19 protein-coding genes are annotated in these 20,919 nt (G+C 46.7%); 12 read left to right on the plus strand and 7 right to left on the minus strand.

Going from position 1 to position 20,919, the window contains the following annotated elements; genetic code table 11:
* Nucleotides 1–78 precede the first annotated feature (78 nt).
* The 3 genes from QJS83_RS00240 to QJS83_RS00250 are packed head-to-tail and all read left to right on the plus strand — an operon-like array spanning nt 79 to nt 2,377.
* The gene (locus QJS83_RS00240; protein ID WP_284606796.1) at nt 79–813 is read left to right on the plus strand and encodes an outer membrane protein assembly factor BamD; all 735 of its coding nucleotides are present in this window, start codon (nt 79–81) and stop codon (nt 811–813) included.
* On the plus strand, nt 804–1,820 hold the full coding sequence (locus QJS83_RS00245) for a hypothetical protein (RefSeq protein ID WP_284606797.1): 1,017 nt from the start codon (nt 804–806) through the stop codon (nt 1,818–1,820). Before QJS83_RS00240 ends, QJS83_RS00245 begins: the two co-directional genes overlap by 10 nt.
* Nucleotides 1,817–2,377, plus strand: a complete 561-nt coding sequence (locus QJS83_RS00250; protein ID WP_284606798.1) for a hypothetical protein — start codon at nt 1,817–1,819, stop codon at nt 2,375–2,377. Before QJS83_RS00245 ends, QJS83_RS00250 begins: the two co-directional genes overlap by 4 nt.
* Here the strand turns inward: QJS83_RS00250 and QJS83_RS00255 are convergent.
* Together QJS83_RS00255 and QJS83_RS00260 are read right to left on the minus strand one after the other, a co-directional pair.
* Nucleotides 2,374–4,137: a hypothetical protein gene (locus QJS83_RS00255; RefSeq protein WP_284606799.1), complete on the minus strand. Its 1,764-nt coding sequence runs from the start codon at nt 4,135–4,137 to the stop codon at nt 2,374–2,376. The genes QJS83_RS00250 and QJS83_RS00255 overlap by 4 nt on opposite strands.
* Nucleotides 4,138–4,201: 64 nt before the next feature.
* Nucleotides 4,202–4,474 (minus strand): hypothetical protein, encoded by a 273-nt coding sequence (locus QJS83_RS00260; protein ID WP_284606800.1) that lies wholly within the window; start codon nt 4,472–4,474, stop codon nt 4,202–4,204.
* A 101-nt stretch (nt 4,475–4,575) separates the two neighbouring features.
* Between QJS83_RS00260 and QJS83_RS00265 the strand changes: the two genes are divergently transcribed.
* Together QJS83_RS00265 and QJS83_RS00270 are read left to right on the plus strand one after the other, a co-directional pair.
* Nucleotides 4,576–6,006: a hypothetical protein gene (locus tag QJS83_RS00265; RefSeq protein WP_284606801.1), complete on the plus strand. Its 1,431-nt coding sequence runs from the start codon at nt 4,576–4,578 to the stop codon at nt 6,004–6,006.
* Nucleotides 5,976–6,395 carry a hypothetical protein gene (locus QJS83_RS00270; RefSeq protein ID WP_284606802.1) on the plus strand — a complete coding sequence of 140 codons (420 nt, stop codon included), beginning with the start codon at nt 5,976–5,978 and terminating at the stop codon, nt 6,393–6,395. The genes QJS83_RS00265 and QJS83_RS00270 overlap by 31 nt, the downstream gene beginning before the upstream one ends.
* 3 nt (nt 6,396–6,398) lie before the next feature.
* Here QJS83_RS00270 and QJS83_RS00275 read toward each other — a convergent pair whose 3' ends face one another.
* The gene (locus tag QJS83_RS00275) at nt 6,399–6,935 is read right to left on the minus strand and encodes a hypothetical protein (protein WP_284606803.1); all 537 of its coding nucleotides are present in this window, start codon (nt 6,933–6,935) and stop codon (nt 6,399–6,401) included.
* A 107-nt stretch (nt 6,936–7,042) separates the two neighbouring features.
* On the opposite strand from QJS83_RS00275, the gene QJS83_RS00280 reads away from it, so the two are divergent.
* Nucleotides 7,043–7,474 carry a hypothetical protein gene (locus QJS83_RS00280; protein ID WP_284606804.1) on the plus strand — a complete coding sequence of 144 codons (432 nt, stop codon included), beginning with the start codon at nt 7,043–7,045 and terminating at the stop codon, nt 7,472–7,474.
* 40 nt (nt 7,475–7,514) lie between these two features.
* On the opposite strand, the gene lpdA is transcribed toward QJS83_RS00280, so the two are convergent.
* From lpdA to QJS83_RS00300, 4 genes are all read right to left on the minus strand, one after another.
* Nucleotides 7,515–8,924, minus strand: a complete 1,410-nt coding sequence (gene lpdA / locus QJS83_RS00285) for a dihydrolipoyl dehydrogenase (protein WP_284606805.1) — start codon at nt 8,922–8,924, stop codon at nt 7,515–7,517.
* Between the two features lie 101 nt (nt 8,925–9,025).
* On the minus strand, nt 9,026–9,499 hold the full coding sequence (locus QJS83_RS00290) for a hypothetical protein (protein WP_284606806.1): 474 nt from the start codon (nt 9,497–9,499) through the stop codon (nt 9,026–9,028).
* 260 nt (nt 9,500–9,759) lie between these two features.
* Nucleotides 9,760–11,043, minus strand: a complete 1,284-nt coding sequence (odhB, locus tag QJS83_RS00295; protein WP_284606807.1) for a 2-oxoglutarate dehydrogenase complex dihydrolipoyllysine-residue succinyltransferase — start codon at nt 11,041–11,043, stop codon at nt 9,760–9,762.
* Between the two features lie 44 nt (nt 11,044–11,087).
* A complete protein-coding gene (locus QJS83_RS00300) occupies nt 11,088–13,790 on the minus strand; it encodes a 2-oxoglutarate dehydrogenase E1 component (RefSeq protein ID WP_284606808.1) in 2,703 nt (900 codons plus the stop codon).
* 183 nt (nt 13,791–13,973) lie between these two features.
* On the opposite strand from QJS83_RS00300, the gene gpmA reads away from it, so the two are divergent.
* The 6 genes from gpmA to QJS83_RS00330 all read left to right on the plus strand — a co-directional run bounded on the left by gpmA (nt 13,974) and on the right by QJS83_RS00330 (nt 20,890).
* Nucleotides 13,974–14,720: a 2,3-diphosphoglycerate-dependent phosphoglycerate mutase gene (gene gpmA, locus QJS83_RS00305; RefSeq protein ID WP_284606809.1), complete on the plus strand. Its 747-nt coding sequence runs from the start codon at nt 13,974–13,976 to the stop codon at nt 14,718–14,720.
* 138 nt (nt 14,721–14,858) lie between these two features.
* The gene (locus QJS83_RS00310) at nt 14,859–17,666 is read left to right on the plus strand and encodes a hypothetical protein (RefSeq protein WP_284606810.1); all 2,808 of its coding nucleotides are present in this window, start codon (nt 14,859–14,861) and stop codon (nt 17,664–17,666) included.
* A 29-nt stretch (nt 17,667–17,695) separates the two neighbouring features.
* Nucleotides 17,696–18,154 carry a hypothetical protein gene (locus QJS83_RS00315; RefSeq protein WP_284606811.1) on the plus strand — a complete coding sequence of 153 codons (459 nt, stop codon included), beginning with the start codon at nt 17,696–17,698 and terminating at the stop codon, nt 18,152–18,154.
* A complete protein-coding gene (locus QJS83_RS00320) occupies nt 18,151–19,119 on the plus strand; it encodes a prepilin-type N-terminal cleavage/methylation domain-containing protein (RefSeq protein ID WP_284606812.1) in 969 nt (322 codons plus the stop codon). Before QJS83_RS00315 ends, QJS83_RS00320 begins: the two co-directional genes overlap by 4 nt.
* A gap of 26 nt (nt 19,120–19,145) precedes the next feature.
* Complete coding sequence (locus QJS83_RS00325) at nt 19,146–20,300, plus strand: EF-hand domain-containing protein (RefSeq protein ID WP_284606813.1); 1,155 nt, start codon at nt 19,146–19,148, stop codon at nt 20,298–20,300.
* Nucleotides 20,301–20,446: 146 nt separating this feature from the next.
* On the plus strand, nt 20,447–20,890 hold the full coding sequence (locus QJS83_RS00330; RefSeq protein ID WP_284606814.1) for an Hsp20/alpha crystallin family protein: 444 nt from the start codon (nt 20,447–20,449) through the stop codon (nt 20,888–20,890).
* The last annotated feature ends 29 nt before the right edge of the window (nt 20,891–20,919 follow it).

Here is a 20,919-nt window from a genome sequence, read left to right on the forward strand (position 1 = left end):
AGGATCAATGAATTCTTTTTACTGCATTGCGTGCTCTGTCGAATTTTCCAATGCATAGCGTTAGTATCCGCCTTGTTTATGCAAAAACGTCTCAAAATCCCTCTTATCGTGGTCATTTTTCTGCTTTCGAGCTGTCAGCCGAAGGAAGAGGTCGTCACTCGCGAAAAACTTCTGTCGCAAGGTTTTGCGATGATGGATCAGGGAAGAAACGATGAAGCCATTTCTTACTTTGAAGATCTTGTGCAAAAGGATCCTCATTTTCACGTGAAGCTGGCTTTGGCATCCGCATTGGCAGCTCGAGCCGGAGTGAAGATTCAAGAGATCTATTCTTTTGTTACCGTCAGAAGTTTTGAAGTGAAACAAGTTTCGTTGTCGTCTCTGCCGCTCGACAAACAAACGCGGGAATTATTGAAAGAAGTCTCTCGCTTTTCTGCACACTGGGAAAAGATCCCGGCCTTGGCAAAAAGCGGTCGTCGCGATATTCACGCAGCCCTTAAAGTTTTGCAGGAAGAAAAAGCTCCTGGCGCTCGTCTTTATGCCGCCACTTTGCGTGTGATTTTACTGAAGTCGTCGATACAAGAGGGAATGCAGAATTGGGAAATAAAAGAGAAGCGTCGCGTTTGCCTTGAAGATCTAAAAGTCTATGTGGAGTGGTCACTTCGAATTGTCGAAGGACTGCGTGTTCTCAGCGAAGATTTGCAAATCGCTTTTCCTGAAAAACGGGCGGTATTGCAGCAGTGGCAGCAAGATCTGCAAAAACTAAAAGACGAAGCCCAACACATTTCCTGGCCTGAGGAGGAGACGTGTTTTTGAAATGTCTTCCTTTTTTGTTTTTGAGCTCTCTGTGTAGTGCTGCGACGTTGTCTCCGGTATTGCGCGAGGGGAGTACGCGTTTTCTTTCTCGTTCTTTGGGAAGCGCTTGTTACACTCTGGACAGCGTGCAAAGAGGCCTTCCCTGTAATCCGGCGGCTATTGCAAAAGAGCGTAAACCGCGCTTTGACCTCGATCTTTTTTTGGGAAGCGACATCCAAAATATCAAAGACTCCGAAAATCTTTTAAATGGCCATGACGAAGAGGGCACGGTGGCGCGTTTGCTTGCGCGAAGAGATTCCATAGACGGCGAGATTTCTTTAGAAGCTTCTTTTCAAAGTTCTAATTGGGGTGTGTCTGTCGAGCCTTATCGTTTGGTGTCTATCACACGAATTGAAAATCCTGCTTTGCCGATGATGGACATGGTGATCGCTGAAGAAAAAAGCGTGAAAGGCCAAATCGGGTCTTACGTTAATGATAACTTTTATGCGGGACTGCAATTGCGTTACACGCACGTCAAATTTATCGGCGAGTACTTCGCCGTCAGTGAAGCCTTTGCAGGAGATAAAGCGGAACTTTTTAGCACTCGCACTCAAGAACTTTTTTATGTGGAGCCCGGTTTCTTGTACGCGTGGGAAAATCTCGCATGGCAACCGCAGATTTCCGCGATGCTTTCGCAGTGGGGAGTCACGAGTGAAAAATCCGATGAGTATCCTATTACTCCTCAAGGTCTGCTGGGCGCTTCCGTTAAACCGCTCGTTCCTTTGGGACTTTTTGAAGTCGGAATTCAGTTTGAAGTGAACTCCGAAACCAAGAATGCCCGCGACGCATTTCGCGCGGCCTTTAGCTATCAATTGGGGATTTTGCAGGCGGTATTAAGTGTTTCGGAGTACGATCACTCTGCAGGTTTTCTTGTTGGCTACAAACATTTTACCGGTGGCCTTACATACTGGAGTGAACAAGAACGCGAGAGTCGCGCCGTCTTTATTCAGCTAGGAGCGACGCTGTGAAGTTGGTCGGCATTTTTCTTTTTATCTTGTGGGTCGTTTCCCCATCCTGGGCTCTTGAAAGAGAAGTGAGTTACGACGGATCACCGAACTGGAATGAGTTTCGTCATTTTGTTTTAGAGCAACAATACGAAGACGAAAAAATGGGTTTGGCTTATATGATTTCCGGCGCTGTGGCAGCGGTCGGCGGAACTATCGGGTATTATCAATCGGAAGAACTTTTCAGCCGCACGATTTTTGCGATCACTTCGAACGTAGGTCTGGCGGCGATGGGCCTGGGGGCCAGCTATTATTGGACGGGGAACGAGGTCGATTCGTTCTTTTACGCCATTGACGGATCGTCTTTGTCTTTGGCGGAGAAAAACGAAGTTTTACAGCGCTATCTCTTCAAGGATCGTGAAGAAAAAAGAAAACGTCGCTGGATTCGCGTGGCCACCTACGCTTTGATTGCGGCGGCCAATTTTTATAGTGCTTCCCGGGAAGAAAGCGCGGATTTGCGTTCCGTTTTCTATTTTTTGGGTGGAGCAAATACGGTTTTAGCAATCAGTTATAGTTTTTAATTATTATTTACAGGGCGACAGCAGTACTGCATGTAAGTGTTCGTAATAGTGTACTCGTTCACTCCGTAAGCGCCACCGACTGTGTCGCAAGATATGGCTGTTGCTGTCGCTCCGCCGAAGACGGCATTGATGAACGTCATTTCACCCACAGTCATTTTTCCATTCTTACAAGCATTGATAATTTGGCCCGCACTGCAAAGATCTCCTTTGTTGGCGGAGCAGTTATCTAATGTCTGTGTGAAGTTTCCTGTCATTCCCAGTCTCTTGATACAGAATTGCGAGCCGCGATCGACGAGCAGCCAACCTGAATCACAGCCTCTTTTGCGCAAGACCCATTTTTGATTTGCGCCGTCGAAAACTAACGAGTCGCCATCGGCATAACCCGCAGAAACGTCGACCATCTTACCTTGAATTTTCGCGACTGTCGGGGATGGGTAAGTGCCGCCCAAATCTCCCGAGGCCGTTCCGTTCGGTGGCAGAGATGTGGGGAATGAAATCGAAGTATTGCTTGCTGCTGTGATCCGACCTTGCTGATCCACGGTGATCGTAGGCACCATGGTCGCTCCGCCATAAGTCGCCGGTGTTACGGAGGTGTTCGCAAGAGAGAGCGTGCCTGAGTTTGTGATCGTACCGCCAGTTAGACCCGTACCCGCAGCAACGGAGACAACCGTTCCCGCGTTAGTCGTGTCAGCCGCCGCTTTCCATTTTGCACCATCATATTTTAGAACCTGACCTGTCGACGGAGCAACAGTGTCTACGAGCACGCCTTGGATTCTTGTGACAGTGGTCGCTCCCGTCGCGCCCGTGACGTCGCCACTTAAATTGATATTGATGTTGTTACACTGCCACGTATTTGTCACAGAGACGAAACCCAAAGTCTGATTTGCTCCGCACGATGCCGGCATTTGCGAGACGTCAATTTTGTTATTAAGACTTGTCGCCAGTCCCGTAATATTCCCGATCGTGATTTCAGAGCTGATCCAATTTGCACCGTCATATTTTAAAAACTGATTGGCAGTTCCGGTCGGAAGTGGTGAAGCCGCGGCCGGAGCCGGCACGCATGAAAGTGTTGATCCATTTGCAGTTAGAATATTTCCGTTACTACAAGCGGGAAGCGGTTGTTTTGCAAACGCCGCGACGGTCGGATCCGTTTCATTTTTTAAATAAGCAGAAGAACTGCCATTGGCTAAGTTCATTAACTGCGTCGCTTCCGCAACGGTAAGAGACGGCACTGTGCCGCCGTCAACTCGAAGAAGGTTTGGGGCTGTATAACCGGAAACTTGCGAAGCATTTTGCGCCTCTTTGGCTTCCGTCGAGTACGGGACGGCCTTAATCACATGGTCTGGAGAGAAACTCTGCCAATTCGCTCCGTCAAAAAAAGAAACTTTTAAAAGTCGTTCGTCAGAAAGAGCCGGGGTGTACGTTGTACCGCCCTCACAGTTAAGAAGACTTTTGTTGGAAAAAACGGCTTCAACTGTCGCAACCGGGCTTGTCGGGAAAACGCGCGTGCCTGAACCTAGCGATAAGCTAAATCGTCCCTTTGTTTCAGCCAGATTCACGTTTATGATCTGCTCGCGATAAAGTGTACATTGCCCATCGGGGCTTGTAACCGAAAGAAGAAAACTGACGGCGGAGTTGTCAAACGGTGTGTCGTCGGGCTTTAAGATTCTTCCACTCACATGATAACCAGAGGCCTCTGCTTGCGAGACCATCAAGAAAAAGAGTAGTAAAAGAGAAGACGCAAAGTTCCTCGGTTTCATTCCCTTATCTTTTCGGAATGATTCGTATAAATCCGAAGTTATTTGTAGAAAATTTGTTCGAAATTTATTGGACGTGAGAGTTCAAAATAAGACTGTAGCCACCGGCAGAACGACGAGGTTTCCCCGTGTCCTCTTTTGAAACAGAAATCTCAAGCTGATACCCTTCGGCCGTTTGCGCGGTGCTGGCGACGGCATTTTCAACGCTAAGACTCGTACGTAAAGTTGAATCTCCTGCCGCAGGAGTTTTACTTCGTAGCATGGTCACTTGTGGTGTTACGTCGGAACACCCGCTCAAAAGTCCTGCTGTTATGAAGAGTCCTAAAATAAATGTTTTCACATGAGACTTATCGGAACCGGCCAATCTGGACTTTAGGACCTTCAGTTTTCAGTGAAATAAACAGATAAGGAGTTGATAAGAATTGGAAAAGGAGAAAATCGGTGAAGCACTCTAGGGCATCCTTTTGGTTTTATACATTCTTTTGTTTCGCTTCGTTTGCGATGTTCGGCGTGTACAGCGCTTATAACTCTCCCGATAGCAGCGAGTTGGCTTCTTCCGCAGAAGAACAAGTCATTCAACAGTTGAACAAGGTAAATAAGTCTTTGGTGTCTTTGAGCACGCCAAAAGATGACATGAGTTGTTCCTGCCAATTTGGCGGTGAACCGAACATCTTGAGTTTTGAAAAACCTGAAGACTGCGGACCCGAGCGCAACTATTTGCAAGATAAGTTCGTGGCGTTTAAAAAGGCCGACACAAAAGGTCTTTTCTCTGCACCGAGAGATTATTCAAAAACCGCGAGCATTTTGCCTCGTAAGTGTGCTCTTTATATCATGAGACGTTTTTGGCGAGACCGCGCCCGCACTCCTGAAGAGAAAAGAGAAGCCGATCTTGAGCACAACCGTACGGCAGGTCCCAAAGAACAGCGTGACGTCAAAGATCTGAAAGATTACAAACACGACCCGCATTTGTTTTCAAAGTGCGACAAAGACGCGAATGGCACGCCCGAGCGTTACGGTCACAAAGCTTGTGTGACTGAAGACTATGTGAACTTGGTGTACAACTCTTTGATTGATGTTGCCGATTGTTTGGATGTGCCGGCGAAATTTATTGCGCCCAAACTTTCTAACGAAAGCGGTTTGCACGTCAATGCGTTCGGTCTTGTGAATGACGGTGGTATCGGCCAATTCACAGATCAAGCCCTTGTCGACGTGGCTCAAAACTTCAACAATTTTAAAGGCCGTATCCTTAATAGCACGAAAGAATCCTGTCAGCGTTTGAAGTCGTTCCCGGGCGCAGTTCCAAGTTCTCCGGACGATATCATGACAGCGGATGCGAACCGTTGCCATGCGATTTCAACGCCGCCAAACCCTCTTAGAAGTTTGGTTTACTATGGAATCTTCTATCACTCGACAAAAAGAAACGCGAACAATGCGTTTAACAAGTCAGCGGATTCTAAAGATCCGAACTTCAAAAGTGCTGAAGAGCTTATGAAGCAGGCGGGGATCGGTTCTTACGATATCGAAACGGTGAAAGAGATGCTTTTTGTGATGGCTTACAACGCGGGCCCGGGTCGTCCTGCAGTTTTCTATCGTGAATGGTTGAAGTATCGTCTTGCGACGATCAAAAAGTATCCGATTACGAAAGCGGATTTCAATATGAACTATTGGCCTGAGCGCGATCAAATGAAAGCAAAAACAGGCGAAGCGCGTGTTAAAGCGATGAATAAAAAAGGCAAACCGTTGACGTTGGCTGAATATATGTTTGCATATAAAGACTCTGTGTATATCGCGGCGGTGAAAGCTCAGGCGACGGTTTTGGATAAAGGATTGGGAGAAGGCACATGTACGGAAAATCACTTCTTAGAACTGTAATCGTTTCTTCCATTTTTGCAGGGTCTGTGGCGGTCGCTGCAAAAGCGAAAGTGGACGTTTATTCTGAGTTTCAAAAAAAGATCACTAAAATGGAATCCGATCTTAAAAAAGAAAAAGATGCGGATAAACGCTATGATGCTTTTTTGCAAAGTTATAAGGAATTGAGCGACTTGCGCGCAAAGAATCCTCGTCAAGCGGAAGAAAAAGAAATCAACATGAGTCTTTTCATGGATACGTTGTCTTATCTTCCGGAAAAGAAGGATTTTAAAGCGGCTCAATGTCCCGAATATAAGAAAGAAGTGAATTCAATGATGAAGTCCTACGCCAAGGACCAAAAAGAGCCTTTCGTGGAAAAGGCTCAAGGCATTGTTGATCTTATCTGTAAGTAATTTTTAGAGGCCTCGAATTTTCGAGGCCAAACGAACATCAGGAGCACACTCAGCTTCCTGATACTTCATCGGCACTGAATAACTTTGGCCGTCGATGTCCAAATCCAAAGCCAATTTATAAGAAAGATATTTTCCCGCGAAACTTGTATCTACCGTTTCGGAGGAATGGAAGCTCCAGGCTTTTACTTTGTGGCCGTTGATATCCTGTGCTTCGGTAGAACCCAGACAGTTCATGATAAGGCCATTTTGAATGGCGCATTTTGAGCGGGGCCATTCAAAGCGCAGAATCGTGGGAAGACTTGTCAGCACGGATGCTTTTTTAGCAAGCAGGGAAACGTCGTTGGGCGTAGCCACGCCATCAAAGATCGGCATGTATTTCGGTCCATTGTGGTGAAAGACTTCCACAATAACCGTCGAGTTGACTTCGCGAATTAAGAAACTCGTAGTTGGATATTCTGTAATACAAGCCATCTCCATTTTGCCAGATGCAAAAGAGTCCAGTGAAAATAACAAGGTTGCGAGAATAAAAAGATTTTTCATGTGGTTCCTCAACGTTCTTGATTAAAAAAATATCAGCATTGGGATGATAGACCCAGTCGAGATTGAAAAAGTCGCGTGAACATTAGATAAAAGGGCTGGAGGTGAGCATGAAAGTCTCCATTTTAGCGGTGGCAATATGGCTATTGGTCTTGGATGCTCATGGAGCGATACCGAGTAGCGACGCTATTCGAAGTCCTCGCAGCGTGCGGCAGCAAGTGGATAGCTATGCAGAGCTCTTGGAAAAAGAGGTCGCACAATCGAAGAACAACCGGCAACGCTATACGGCTCTCAATCGAGTTCTGTCAGAAATCAAATCTCTTCGCGAAAACAGCGTCCCGCAAGGCGCTAAGGACGAAGCTCACATGGATCTTTTAGTTTCTGTTTTAGAATCTATTCCTCAGGAAAAAAGTTTCAAACGCAAAGACTGCCTTCGCTATGAAAATGATTTGATCAATCAGTATGAACCGATGGCGGAAGAAGCTCCGGCAGAGCCCGCCGTTAAACCCGGATGGACGGTCTTACAATCACTCTGTAACTAAAAATAAAAAAGGGAGCTTGTGGCTCCCTTTTTTGGGAAAATTACATTTGTCTTTGGCGTTTTTCAACGGCCAGTGCGGCTTCACGCACGACTTCGCTGAGAGTCGGGTGGGCATGGAATGAACGCGCAAGATCTTCGCTGCTTCCACCGAATTCCATACAAACGATCACTTCATGAATCAATTCAGAGACGTTCGGTCCCACCATATGAGCGCCTAAAAGACGGTCGGTCTTTTTATCCGCGATGATTTTCACGAAACCTTCCGTGAAACCTTTTGCGCGAGCGCGGCCGTTGGCCATGAATGGGAACTTACCCACATTGATCTCAAGACCTTTTTCTTTTGCTTGTTCTTCTGTGATACCCACAGAGGCAATCTCTGGATGAGTGTAGATGACGCCCGGAACTGTGTTGTAGTTCACGTGGCCTGCATGTCCTGCCAGCATTTCTGCAACCGCCACACCTTCCTCTTCCGCTTTATGCGCAAGCATCGGTCCTTGAATCACGTCGCCAATCGCATAAATGCCAGGGATGTTGGTTTGATAGTGAGAGTCCACCGTGATGCGACCTTGTTGGTCTTTTTGAATTCCCATTTCTTCACAGCCCAATCCTGTTGAGAAAGGTTTGCGACCTGTAGAAACCAGAACAACATCGGCCTTCAATGAGGCCGCTTTGCCATCGGCAAGAGCTTCATAAGTGACCTCTACGCCGTTGTTTTGCACGTTGGAGCCCGTAACTTTTGTTGAAAGAAGGAACTTCATACCTTCTTTCTCAAGATTTTTCTTAAGAACATTCATGCAGTCTTGATCCATCGGACCGCCCAAACGATTCGTGTACTCAATGACTGTCACTTGCGCGCCAAGACGTTGCCACACAGAACCCAGTTCAAGTCCGATCACGCCGCCACCGACAACGATCATTGTCTTCGGCACTTGTGAAAGAGCCAGGGCACCTGTGTTAGAAACAATGCGCTTTTCATCGTATTTCAAGAAAGGAAGCTCCACCGGTACAGAGCCAGTCGCGATCATGATATTCTTTGTTGTTAGAACTTGTGTATTGCCATCTTCCGCTTTCACTTCCACTTTGCCGGGAGCGACGATTTTGCCGAAGCCTTGGAACGAGGTGATTTTATTTTTCTTGAACAAGAACGCAATGCCTTCTGTGTTTTGCTTAACAACTTTGTCTTTGCGAGACATCATCGTTTGGAAATCCAATTCGACTTTTGCGACTTTCACACCGTGCGCGGCAAGATCATGTTGTGCCGCCTGATAGTGCTCGGAACTTTCAAGAAGAGCTTTGGATGGAATGCAGCCAACGTTAAGGCATGTACCGCCGAAAGTTTTATCTTTTTCAATAACAGCCGTTTTAAGACCCAATTGCGCGGCACGAATCGCGCCCACGTAACCACCGGGACCGGAACCAATGACAATAAGATCGAATTGTGTGTCAGCCATAGAAGCGTCCTTTGTAGAGTATGAATACACCAAGATTTATACGTTATCTTAGCATCATTGGTCACGTAGGAAGCCTTGCATTAGGCCGATCAAGGTCGGGTTTATTTACTATAGACGACGTTGCCGCTAAGAACTTCAGGGCGCGTTGCCTCCGTTTTTCCATCGTGAGAGGCATCATTGTATCCGAACATAAGGCTCCCTGGTTGGCTGCCCCAAGCCGTGCTAATGGGCTCTATGTAGTAGATATCATAAATGGGTGTGTTTGCTGACGGCATAACCTCACCCCCACAAGTGGCGTTTAAAAGATTTCGAGATTGTCCTAGCGTCCAATCATTGATGCCGCAGTGTTGAGTGGTATTAAAATCAGAGGCTGTTGAAGCGTTAAACACAGTCATATCCAGGGTCTGAAGGGTCATATTGATATGCTTCATGCCGGAGTTTTCAACAACACCTCCCGGAATGACATAGGTCCCAGTCTGCGTGAGTTTATAATCCGGAACGGCACAAATAGGGTCGGAATAAACGTTTACAGTGGCAGTGTATTCTCCTTGGGTTGAGAAAGAGGTCGTCATCATGAAGGATGTTCCAGACGAGGTATACCCACAGGATGTTTTCCAAATGCCACCCTCCAGCGGAGGTGTCGTAAATAAATTGTCTAACGAGGGTTCACCGAATTCATTACCGCACGCCGTAGTTAAGATGCAAATCGCCAATAGAAATATTTTTTTCATGGCTTAAAAATCGGTGAGATATCAATTATTCTGCAAACAATTTTCTGTTAACATGCGGGCCAATAAAAAAGCCCGTTTCAAAACGGGCTTTTTTAATCGAATCTTTATACCTCAAGAAGAAGTCTTTCAGGATCTTCGACAAGTTCCTTGATCTTCACAAGGAAGCTCACAGCTTCTTTTCCGTCGATGATTCTGTGATCGTAAGTCAAAGCTACGTACATCATCGGGCGGATTTCAACTTTACCGTTGAGGGCCACCGGACGGTCTTGGATTTTGTGCAGACCCAAGATTGCCGATTGCGGGAAGTTCAAGATCGGAGTTGAAAGAAGAGAACCGAACACGCCACCGTTTGTGATAGAGAAAGTTCCACCGCTCAAATCGTCGATAGAGATTTTTCCATCGCGGCCTTTCAAAGCCAAATCGCGAACGGCCATTTCGATGCCAGCCAAAGAAAGAGTGTCCGCGTCCTTCACAACGGGAACCATCAAGCCTTTCTCTGTAGAAACCGCGATACCGATGTTGTAGTAGTTATGGTACTCAAGATCAGTGCCGTTGATCCAAGCATTCACAGCTGGGTAGGATTTCAAAGCTTCAACAACAGCCTTTACGAAGAAACCGTTGAAGCCCAAGTTCAAGCCGTATTTTTCTTTGAACTTGTCTTTGTACTTTCCACGAAGCTCCATGACTTTACCCATGTCGATTTCGTTGAAAGTCGTCAAAAGAGCGGCCGTGTTTTGCGCTTCTTTCAATTTCTCTGCGATACGCTTGCGGATTGTCGTCATAGGAACAAGTTTTTTGTCGCCTTGTTTGGAAGGGCCGCGAGCTGCCATAACTTCCGCTGCAGAAACTTGCGGAGCGGCCGTTTTTGCTGAAGGAGCTGCTGCCGCTGGTGCTGCCTTGCCGGCTCCAGCAGTGCTTGCATCTGCAGCAAGGACATCACCTTTTGTAAGGCGACCGTCTTTGCCAGTTCCGGCAATGGCCGAAGGCTCCAAACCTTTTTCAGTCACGATTCTTTGCACAGCAGGGGAGAGATGTTGATTTGCACCCGCTTGAGGTTGTGCCGCAGGGGCGCTTGGTGCTGGAGTTGCTGTTTCCGCTTTTGCTGGTTTGGCTGCCTCAGCGCCGCCTGCTGCTGCAGAAGGTTTTGCGTCTGTATCCAACGTTGCGACCGTTGCGCCGATTTTTACAACGGCACCAGCATCGTTGCCAGGAAGGATTGTAAGAACACCATCGTTCTCTGCAACCACTTCAACACTGGCTTTGTCAGTCTCAAGAAGCATCAAGACTTCGTTACGTTTTACAAATTCGCCGGATTTTTTCGTCCAGCTTCCGATAGTTGCTTCCGTGATGGATTCCCCAACTGCGGGAACTTTGATCTCTTGTTTCATGTTGCAACGTCCTTTTCTTTTAAAAAATCAATTCAATGCGCGGTTTAGTTGAAGATCGCTTTAATAATATCCGCTTGTTCTACCTTGTGTCTGTGGATAGAGCCCGTCGCAGGAGAAGATCTCTCTGGGCGGCCTACATATTCAAACGCCAATTTCAAACCTGCCTTCGCAACCACATCGCTGAACTTGAAGTACACATTTTGGAATGCACCCATATTCTTAGGTTCTTCCTGTGCCCAGATCAAAGTTTTCGCTTTGCTGTAAGATTTTAAAATCTCAGTCACTTGTTTTGCAGGGAATGGATAAATTTGCTCAAGACGTACAAGTGCGACATTATCCTTCTTCGTTTTTTCTCTTTCTTCCAAAAGTTCGTAGTAAAGTTTGCCGGAAACGAAAACCACCGTGTCCACTTTTGTTTTATCGACCGTGTCTGCGATCACTTCTTGGAAGCTGCCTTTCGCCAAATCTTCGATCGAAGAAACAGCGCGAGGGTGACGCAATAAAGATTTCGGCGACATGATCACAAGAGGCTTACGGAAGTCTCTGTGCATTTGTCTGCGCATGGCATGGTAAATCTGCGCCGGCGTCGTCAAGTTGCAGACTTGCATATTGTTCTGTGCACAAAGTTGCAAGAAGCGCTCAAGACGTGCGGAAGAGTGTTCAGGCCCTTGACCTTCGTAGCCGTGCGGAAGCAACAACACCAAGCCGCTCATTTGCTGCCACTTGGATTCAGCGGCTGCAAGATATTGATCGATCACGATCTGCGCGCCATTCACGAAATCACCGAACTGAGCTTCCCAGATCACAAGCGAGCGAGGATCTTGCACAGAGTAACCATATTCGTATCCCATCACGCCGTACTCTGAAAGAATACTTTCCGCCACCAAAAGCTGTGCTTTCGGATTTACGTCGGCAAGAGGGAAGAAGCAGTTGCCCGTTTTGAAATCGTACATGCCGGCATGACGGTGAGTGAATGTGCCACGCACAACGTCTTCACCTGTCAAACGCACTGAAGTGCCTTCCTGTAGCAAAGAACCGTAAGCCAAAAGCTCACCCATGCCCCAATCGATCATCTCTTTGCCCGTGCCCATCGCTTTGCGAGTCTCAAGAAGTTTGATGAGTTTTGGATGGGGGGTGAAGCTGGACGGATAAGAGCCAATCTTCTCACCGATTTTTTTAAGGGCACTCAGATCAAAAGAAGTGTCTGCTGTTTTTTCAAAATCAGCCTCAGTCGCTTTGCGAAGACCTTTCCAATTTCCTTCAAACTTAAAGTTCTTAAGTTTCGGAGGATTCTTTTTTGTCTCTTCGTAAATGTTTTGCAGGCGATCCATCGCTTGCGTGTACAAGTCGTCGATGTACTTTTGCTCAAGGCTGCCTTCAGCAACCAGTTTTTTGCCGTAAAGCTCGCGCACTGTCGCGTGGCTTTTGATCAATTCGTACATTTGCGGTTGCGTGAACGCAGGTTCGTCACCTTCGTTGTGACCGAATTTACGGTAACAGATCAAGTTGATGACAACATCTTTGCCAAACTCTTGACGGTATCTCAAGGCGATATCCATCGCACGCACCGCACTTTCAACGTCATCGCCGTTCACGTGAAGAACCGGCGTGAATGTCATCTTTGCTGTATCTGAAGCATAACGAGTTGAACGCGTGTCGAAGCCGTTTGTTGTAAAGCCGACTTGGTTATCAAGAATGATGTGGATCGTTCCGCCGGTCGTGTGAGATTTCACCGCCGCCATTTGCAAAACTTCTTGCACGATACCTTGGCCTGCGAAAGCCGCATCACCGTGGATCAAAACTGGCACAACGTTCTTACGTCCGTTAGCGCCCAATTTATCTTGAGCCGCGCGCGCCATACCTAAAGCCACAGCGTTCACAGTTTCCAAGTGCGAAGGGTTGTAAGCCAAAGTCACTTTGCAAGAGCCCGTCGCTGTTTTCTTTTCAGTCACGTAACCCAAGTGGTACTTCACGTCGTTGTCGAAATCCTCGATCGCTTCCGCCAATTGCAGAGGTCCGTTGAAATCTCCGAAAACGTACTCTTCGCCTTTACCAAAGAAATTCACAAGCATGTTCACGCGACCACGGTGAGCCATACCCATGAACACTTCTTGCACTTGCAAGCCCGTGCCTTTGTTAACCAAAGTTTCCATCATCGGCAGAACAGAGTCCGCACCTTCAACAGAGAAACGTTTTGTTCCGACATAACGTGTGTGGATGAATTTTTCCAAGGACTCCGCCTTCGTCAAAGAAGCCAAAGCGTTTTTCTTTTCATCCAAAGAAAGTTTGTGATTGTTGTTTTCAAATTCTTTTGTCAGCCACGCGTACTCTTTTGGAGAAGCGTCGCCCGCTTGCAAAGCCAAAGTGCCGCAGTAGATTTTTTTGAGCTGTGCGATGATATCAGAAAGAGTCGCGCCGGCTTTGCCAACCAATGAGCCGATTTGAAATTTTGCATTCAAATCTTTTTCGCTCAAACCAAAACGTTTCAAAGATACAAGTTCAGAAGCTTGCGCAGGGTAGAGCGGATTGATGTTTGCTTCCGTGTGGCCATCATTGCGATACGCTTGAATCAACTGGAAGACAGCAAGTTCCTTGTCGGACATGCCGAATTTGCCTTCTTGAGCAAACTCCATCCCCTCGAAAAAACTTCTCCACTCAGGAGCAAGCGCTTCAGGATTGGATTTGAAATCAGCATAGAGTTGTTCGATGTACTCTAAGTTCGCACGATTGATGCCAGTGTTGTTCACGATGGTCTCCGCTAAGGGCTGCTTTTCTGTGCAGCCTCAAAAGGTCTATTTTCTTGCTGCCAATATTCAAAAATTTCGAGAGTTTGACACGCCTTAATGCGCAGCAAAAACAGGAAGCTTTTGATACTAAAATCGGCCCCTGTCATGATAGTTCTTTTTCCTAGGAAATTGAAGGAGTTTAACGTGTATAAGTTGGTGTTGGTCAGACACGGCGAAAGTGTATGGAATCAAGAGAATCGCTTCACGGGTTGGCAAGACGTAGATCTTTCTGAGAAAGGTCGAGCGGAAGCTCTAAAAGGTGGAAAAGCCCTCAAAGACAAAGGCTTTACATTCGACGTCGCTTATACGAGCGTGCTCAAAAGAGCGATAAAAACTCTGAATTTCATTTTGGATGAAGTCGATCAAGTGTGGCTTCCTGTACACAAAGACTGGCGTTTGAACGAAAGACACTACGGAGCTCTGCAAGGCTTGAATAAAGCAGAAACCGCAGCTCGTCATGGTGAGGACCAAGTGAAAATCTGGCGTCGCAGCTATGATGTTCCGCCACCGGCAATGGACGTGAACGATCCTCGTCATCCTTCTCATGACCCGCGTTATAAAGGTGTGGACCCAAAACTTCTGCCTAGCCAAGAGTCTTTGAAAGACACGGTGGCTCGTTTTCTACCTTTGTGGGGCGACACGATCGCGCCTGCTATTAAATCAGGCAAAAAAGTTTTGATTGTTGCTCACGGCAACAGCTTGCGGGCTTTGATGCAACACTTGGAAGGCATGACTCCTGACGAAATCATGGGAGTGAATATGCCGACCGGAATTCCAATGATGTATGAATTGGACGCAAACTTGAAGGTTCTTAAGCGCGAATTCATCGGCGACCCTGAAGAAGTGAAGGCGGCGATCGAAGCCGTCGCGAATCAGGGGAAGGCAAAATAGTCATCTCTTTCTGAGCCAGACCTGCCTTCGTCGTGTCTTAACTTGAATCACCGGAAGGTGATTTTTAAGACATGATACAGGGGAGTGTCTTAAGTTTGATATCCTATCTGTCGATACGGACAGATAGGAGAATTCGCCATGAAACCACTCTCTTGGCTGGGACGTTCTGTCTTTCGCGGAAATAATAAAGGTAGTGCCTTTGTTCAGGCACTCGTCGCCGTCGGCGTCGTCGGGACGATGCTTTATTATTTATCTCCTCAAGTTATTAAACACCGCCAACAAGTCACGAAAACGGCTTCTATTATTACGGCACGCCTTGCGCTTCACTCCATGGTGGATTTTACACTTCTTGGAATTAAACAGCGCTGGTGTTTTTCGGAAAGCTGGATGCCCGAGCCGTGTGCTCCTGGGGCTAATGCTTCGGTATTGCAAATTCTCAGTCATCCTCGCTCAGTCGAGCGTATTTTGATGAAAGATGACACGATTGAGTATTTGCGTCTGATGGGGGTTTCTAACCCTGACAAAGTTCCTCTCGATCGTATTTATCATCGCATGCAGTTGAAGAACTTTTCAGCCATGCATCCTGTTTATAAAATTATCGGTGATTTGAAAGGTTATAAAGTTGAAGCTATCGAAGTCGAGATCATGAGAGATCGTCGCGGCGTCATCCCCGAGTATGGTCGTGAAGTTTATCTTACGGTCTCTGTGAAACTTATCGGAGCCGATGGCGCCACAATCAAAGTAGGTTCTAGTGAGTTGAAAACGACGTCTCGTGTAGGTGTTTATCCTCGTGAAGTGGGAAGCTTCGGATTAATGGTTGCAGGCGATCTTCATTTGGATATGGCTTCAGGGGCAGGTTTAAAAGCAGGAGACGCTTACATTAAAAGATTCCCGTCACGTGCTGAGCGTCTTCGTTATCCTGGTTTGATTTTCGAAAGTCCAGTGTTCGTCAACGGAAGCGTCTTTCTTCCCGATACGCCGCCTTTGAATCCTGGAGCGCCAGAAGGTGACACTGTTTATGCTCCCGTCACGTTCAAAGATAAAATTATTTTAGGGCAAGGTCCGATCATGAGAAAGGACCCAGAGACCGGAGCGATCAGTGAGTTCCGTCCGCGGACTTCAGGCTACGAGTCTGATCAGTTCTGGTCGAATGTGCGTCAGTTTGGTGGCTTTCAAAAAGGTGTCGAAGTTGACGGGGACCGAGACGAAGGGCTCGACTTTCTTTCTGGTTTAAGAACAGAAGCAAGCACAGCCGACCCGAACATGATGCAAAGATGTATCGAGTACAATCTCTCTAAATATGATCTGGGCCGTACATTCAATAGTAGAGTGACGGGTCAGTTGATGGATCGTAATAACAATAAGTTCAGCTACCGTATGGGATTAACGGATAAGAACCGCTTTAACCCGCAAACGGGTGAAGTGGATCAGCCGTCTGTAACTCGTTCAGGTTTCCTCGGAGAAATACTGAAAGGCTGGAATCTCAGCAAGAATGTTGAAGCTGTTGCCCGTTACACTTTGTATTTTGGTCAGATGGAGATCACCGGAGAAATTCCAGATGACGGTCAAGTGACTTTAGAGCCTGAAATCAATTTGCGTCCTCTGAAAGACCGTATCAAGTCGCAAATTCAACAAGCGGACTCCGCTCTTCAATATGAAAAAAGCCGCTTGAATGACATGACTCGTGAAATCGAGCAAATTGAAGGACGCCTCGGTGAGTTGCGTGCGGAGCTTCGCAATGAAGAGGAAAAGAAAAATCCAGATAAAGGAAGAATCGCTTCTTTGCAAAATCGTATCGAAAACAACGAAGACCGCTTGCGGGATGCTCGACGAGCGCGCGAACGTCAAAATCAGCAAGTTTTAGAGGCTGAAGAAAGATTGACTTCGCTGAACAGGCAAGCAGCGGCATTGGCATCGAAAGATGGCGTGCAACCTAAAATTCACATCTCGATTAAAAAACCGACGGATCCAAGAAAACCGGGTGACAAAGAGTCGAATCCGACCTTCCGTGATCTTGAAGTTTCGTTTGAAAATGCAGAGCTGCTTATTAACGGAAACGGTGATCCGCAAAATATCAATTTGAAGTTTGAAGCCTATGACGTTTCTTATTTCCAAGGAACGTCACTTCGTACGTGGTCGCAACAAAACCAAGACAACACGAAGGGTTGGTTGATGTTCACGCGAAACGGCTTCGGTTTCAACTCTCCGCAAGCGTTAACCGACCGCTGGGGGAACTCGAAAGGGTCTCTTCCTGATGACGATCCTTATATTAACTATGATGAGCGTTGTTCGAACAGCGGTTTCTCGGCGTTCGGAACGGCGCAATGGTCACAGTCGTTTGCGCCGAACTCCAAACACTCTTGGTCATTCACGAACAAGTATGACGATCGTGCGAATTTTGTGTTCAATGCCGGCAATGCTTACAAAGGTGTGAACACAAGCACAGCGACCTTCATTATTAAATCAATGGCAAAAGATTGTATCATTACGTCGGAAGCCAATTTTGTTGCCGGTTTCATGACGTGTGAGCGGTTATACATCCAGGCGAGATCGACTCCTCTTCGTATCGTTGGTTCGTTCATTGTCACCAACGGTGTATTCATCGACGACAAGGCATATGAACATGGCATACGTTGGAGTACAATTTATCATCCAATGGCAACCTACGAACTTCGCCAAGCTGGAATCTTGAAAGCTATGGACAACCAAAGTTGTTCAACGATCAATCGCTTCCCAGTATGGCATCCGATGCCATCGATGAAAGACGTCGCGAATCTCTATCGTTGTAACGCTATTTCGTTACGTTCAAAAGCGGATCCGTTCCGCTGGACAGCGGTGGATCCTGATTGTGGATTATTGCCGAATCAGCCTGCCAAATCCACAGTTTGTAAAAACCGTTTGGTCAGATTCTACGTTCTTGAAGTTTCTCGGGAGTCTGGAATATGAGGAAGTCATTGCTGAGAAACCAAAAAGGTATGTCAATTATCGAGGCTTTGCTGGGTATGGCGATGATCACGCTTGTCGGTTCCTTCTTTATTTCCGGAACTTTAAGCATGCGTAAAGTGGCTAAAGAAAGCGGAACTAAAAACTCGGTGTACAAGCAAATCAATGACGTCATCGAAAATATTCGTCCCAATGTTCGCATGTACCAAATTAATTATTACCCGACAGATGAAGCCCGCAACGCGGCTTTAGCGTTGGATAAGCTTCCAATGGCTTGGGGAAATGGAACCATCTCTACAGTTGAGAAATGTAAAGCTTGTCCAGGCCGTTATGGATTCGTTATTCAAGCGTATCCGGGAATGAAGGGACTTTATTTAGTAACCGTGCGACTTAGTCATAAAGAGTGGAGCCAAGGCAACGAATCTGCAAAAGATGCCGGTGCGAACTCTTATGGTTTCGTCGATTACCAGTTTGTGGTGAACTCGCAATGAGACTGAATCAAAAAGGTTTTTCTTTAGCTGAAATGGTCGTCGGGGTCGCTCTCCTTGGAATTATGGGGATGGTGGCCGCTTCGTTCTTCGTATTCACAGCTAAGCAGAAAGAAGAAATCACAAACGAGATTGAAGATAAAGTCGATAATATCATCGCGGAGCGCATGCTATTGAAGGACCTCAAAAATTCGGAGCCTTCATTTAACAATCTTGTAGTTACCGATGACTATGGTCGTCCTTTCTTTGATTACGTGTCGGACGTTACCGATATCTCAGTGGATCAGGCAGAGCGTAAACTTACTCTGCAACTCGGGCGTCGCAATGAGCTTATCTTCCTTGTTTCAGCCGAGAAATTGCCAACGCTGATGTATACGCCAGCGACGGCTTATGATATGTCCAACGTAAATGGAAATCCGTTCAAGGCGGCCGATCTCACGTTCCGTTCTTTAAATAAGAACAACGAAGTTTATAAAGCTTCGAATGGAGCACTCTGGGGTGTGGGCACTATTTTAATGCTCGACTCGCCAGCAGCTGTTCGTGAGATGACTCCGCTTGGTCCCAACTACAATCGCCCTGCGCGCTCTCCGATCTTTGTAGGAGTTGTGACGGCGGCAGGCGAGTCGCGTTTGAATCCAGTGATGTTGCCGAACTTTCTTAATCGCACGCACCCTATGTATCCGAATGAGACAATCAAAGACGAGGATTCGTTTTTAAGAGACATTCCGCCCATGGGGGGCGCGGCACCACTTGTTCGCTTGAAAGCAGTGCGAATAATCAAGTATTATTTAGCTAAGGAATCAAAGGGGAACAAAATCAACCTATGGCGGTCATCTTTTAACGGAAGAGATTTTGATCAAGGTCAGCTCTTCGCTGCGGATGTCACTGGGGTTGAGTTTTCTCGCAAAGATGCTCATGACTCATTGATTTATTATAAAATCATGCGTCCTGATAAAAGCGGGAAATAGTAGGGGAACCAACAGAGGGGGCTTGTATGTTACTCAATAAATGGCTTTGTTTGCCACTGACGGTGGTTATGGGCTTACAGGCCCAAGCAGAGCAACCAGCAGCAGTCAACTCCGGGGCTGGTGGCACGGCAGGATTTCAAGGAGTCGTACTTTCAGGGCAGGCATCGCGTGCTTCGACTGAAGGGATTACGATCAATATCGCGAATTCGTGCTTTGGAACAAACTTGCGACACGTGCAAAATCCAATTGCGAAAGATTCAATCATTACTTTTTATATTACTTTGAATGATAAAGGGACCAATAGACTTTATCATGTGAAATATCCAGCGGCAGTCGTCTCGCTTTCTGGAAATGCCAGTGAAGTGCGAATTCCTGACGGGGATACCTCGGGCAATGGTGTTGTTGCCTCTTACGCCGGTAATAACGTGCGTATTACAGTGCCAATCAATTTCACAACGAAAGTGGATGAAGAAGGAAATATCAGCGATGACTTCGATGTGAAGTTGGGCGCTGTTCGTTTCCATCAAAGTTTTGCGCCCGGAAAAGAAACGGGACGTGAATACATGGGTTTCACTGGGGACCTATCCGGTAACGTTTATACGAGCCATTCAAAGGACGGAAAGCAGTATAGTATTTCTGCATTCTTCCCTGGTGAGAACGGTTTCTGCGGCGGTTATTTCTCTCCTCTTATGGTGTTCTTTGATGACAAACGTCCTCAGTTCAATGCTTCTGTGGATTTCCCATTGATCCCGGGCATGAAAACAAGATGGCCTGAAAAGGGTGCTCCTGGTGCCTTTATCGCTGTGGATCGTGATGGCGATAAGAAAATTACAAAAGCGGAAGAGCTTTTCGGAAACCTTGGCGATAAATATAAAAACGGTTTCGAAGCATTGCGTGAGTTTGATTCCAACAAAGACGACGTAATCGACGCCAAAGATAAAGAATTTGCGAAGCTTCTCTTGTGGTTTGATCGTAATGGAGACGGTATCAGCGATGCCGGTGAATTGGTGCCATTGAAGAAACGAGTGAAGTCGATTTCGTTGAAATATGACTCCTCACAAACAAGTTCAATGGGAGACCGCGCCGAAGTTCGTGAACGCAGTACTTTTGTGTTCAAGGAAAAAGGCAAAGAAAAGCAAGGTGCTGTTATCGACTTGTGGTTTGCTCCACAACCGAAATAGTCAAAGTTAAAAAGCAAATGAAAAACGGCGCTGAAAAAGCGCCGTTTTTATTTTATAAGACCTTTGTATTTTTGACGTCTTATAGTGCAGAGTTTGACTCTCTATGCAAGCGGCAGTCGATAATCTTCCTATCAAAAGGAGGATATATGCCTATGCGTTCTTTGGGTCCCTGGGTGGGTGGCCGTCGTGGGCCCAGTCACGATTTAATGAGTCAGTTTGAGGAATTTATCAATGAATTTGATCGTGGTTTATCGCCCACTCGCCATGGTCAGTTCGATTTCTCTCCAGCGGTGGATCTGGAAGAAAAAGACAATGCCTATATCGTTACGGTGGATCTTCCTGGTATAAAAAGGGACGAAATCAAGGTCGATCTCTCCGAGAATATTCTGACCATCTCGGGCGAAAGAAAACGTGAAACTCAAGGCGAGGGAAAATACACCGAACGGTACTACGGTAAATTTGAGCGCAGCTTCTCTTTGCCGAACCAAATTGCCGGTGACAAGGTGAAGGCGGAGTTTAAAGACGGCGTTTTAAAGATCAACCTCCCCAAAGCTGAGGGTGCACGCAGTCAATCTATCAAGGTTATGTAGAGTTTCCTTGATCCTCGAAGCCCATGTGT

Origin of the sequence: Bdellovibrio sp. 22V (genome assembly GCF_030169785.1) — a bacterium.
GTDB lineage: Bacteria > Bdellovibrionota > Bdellovibrionia > Bdellovibrionales > Bdellovibrionaceae > Bdellovibrio.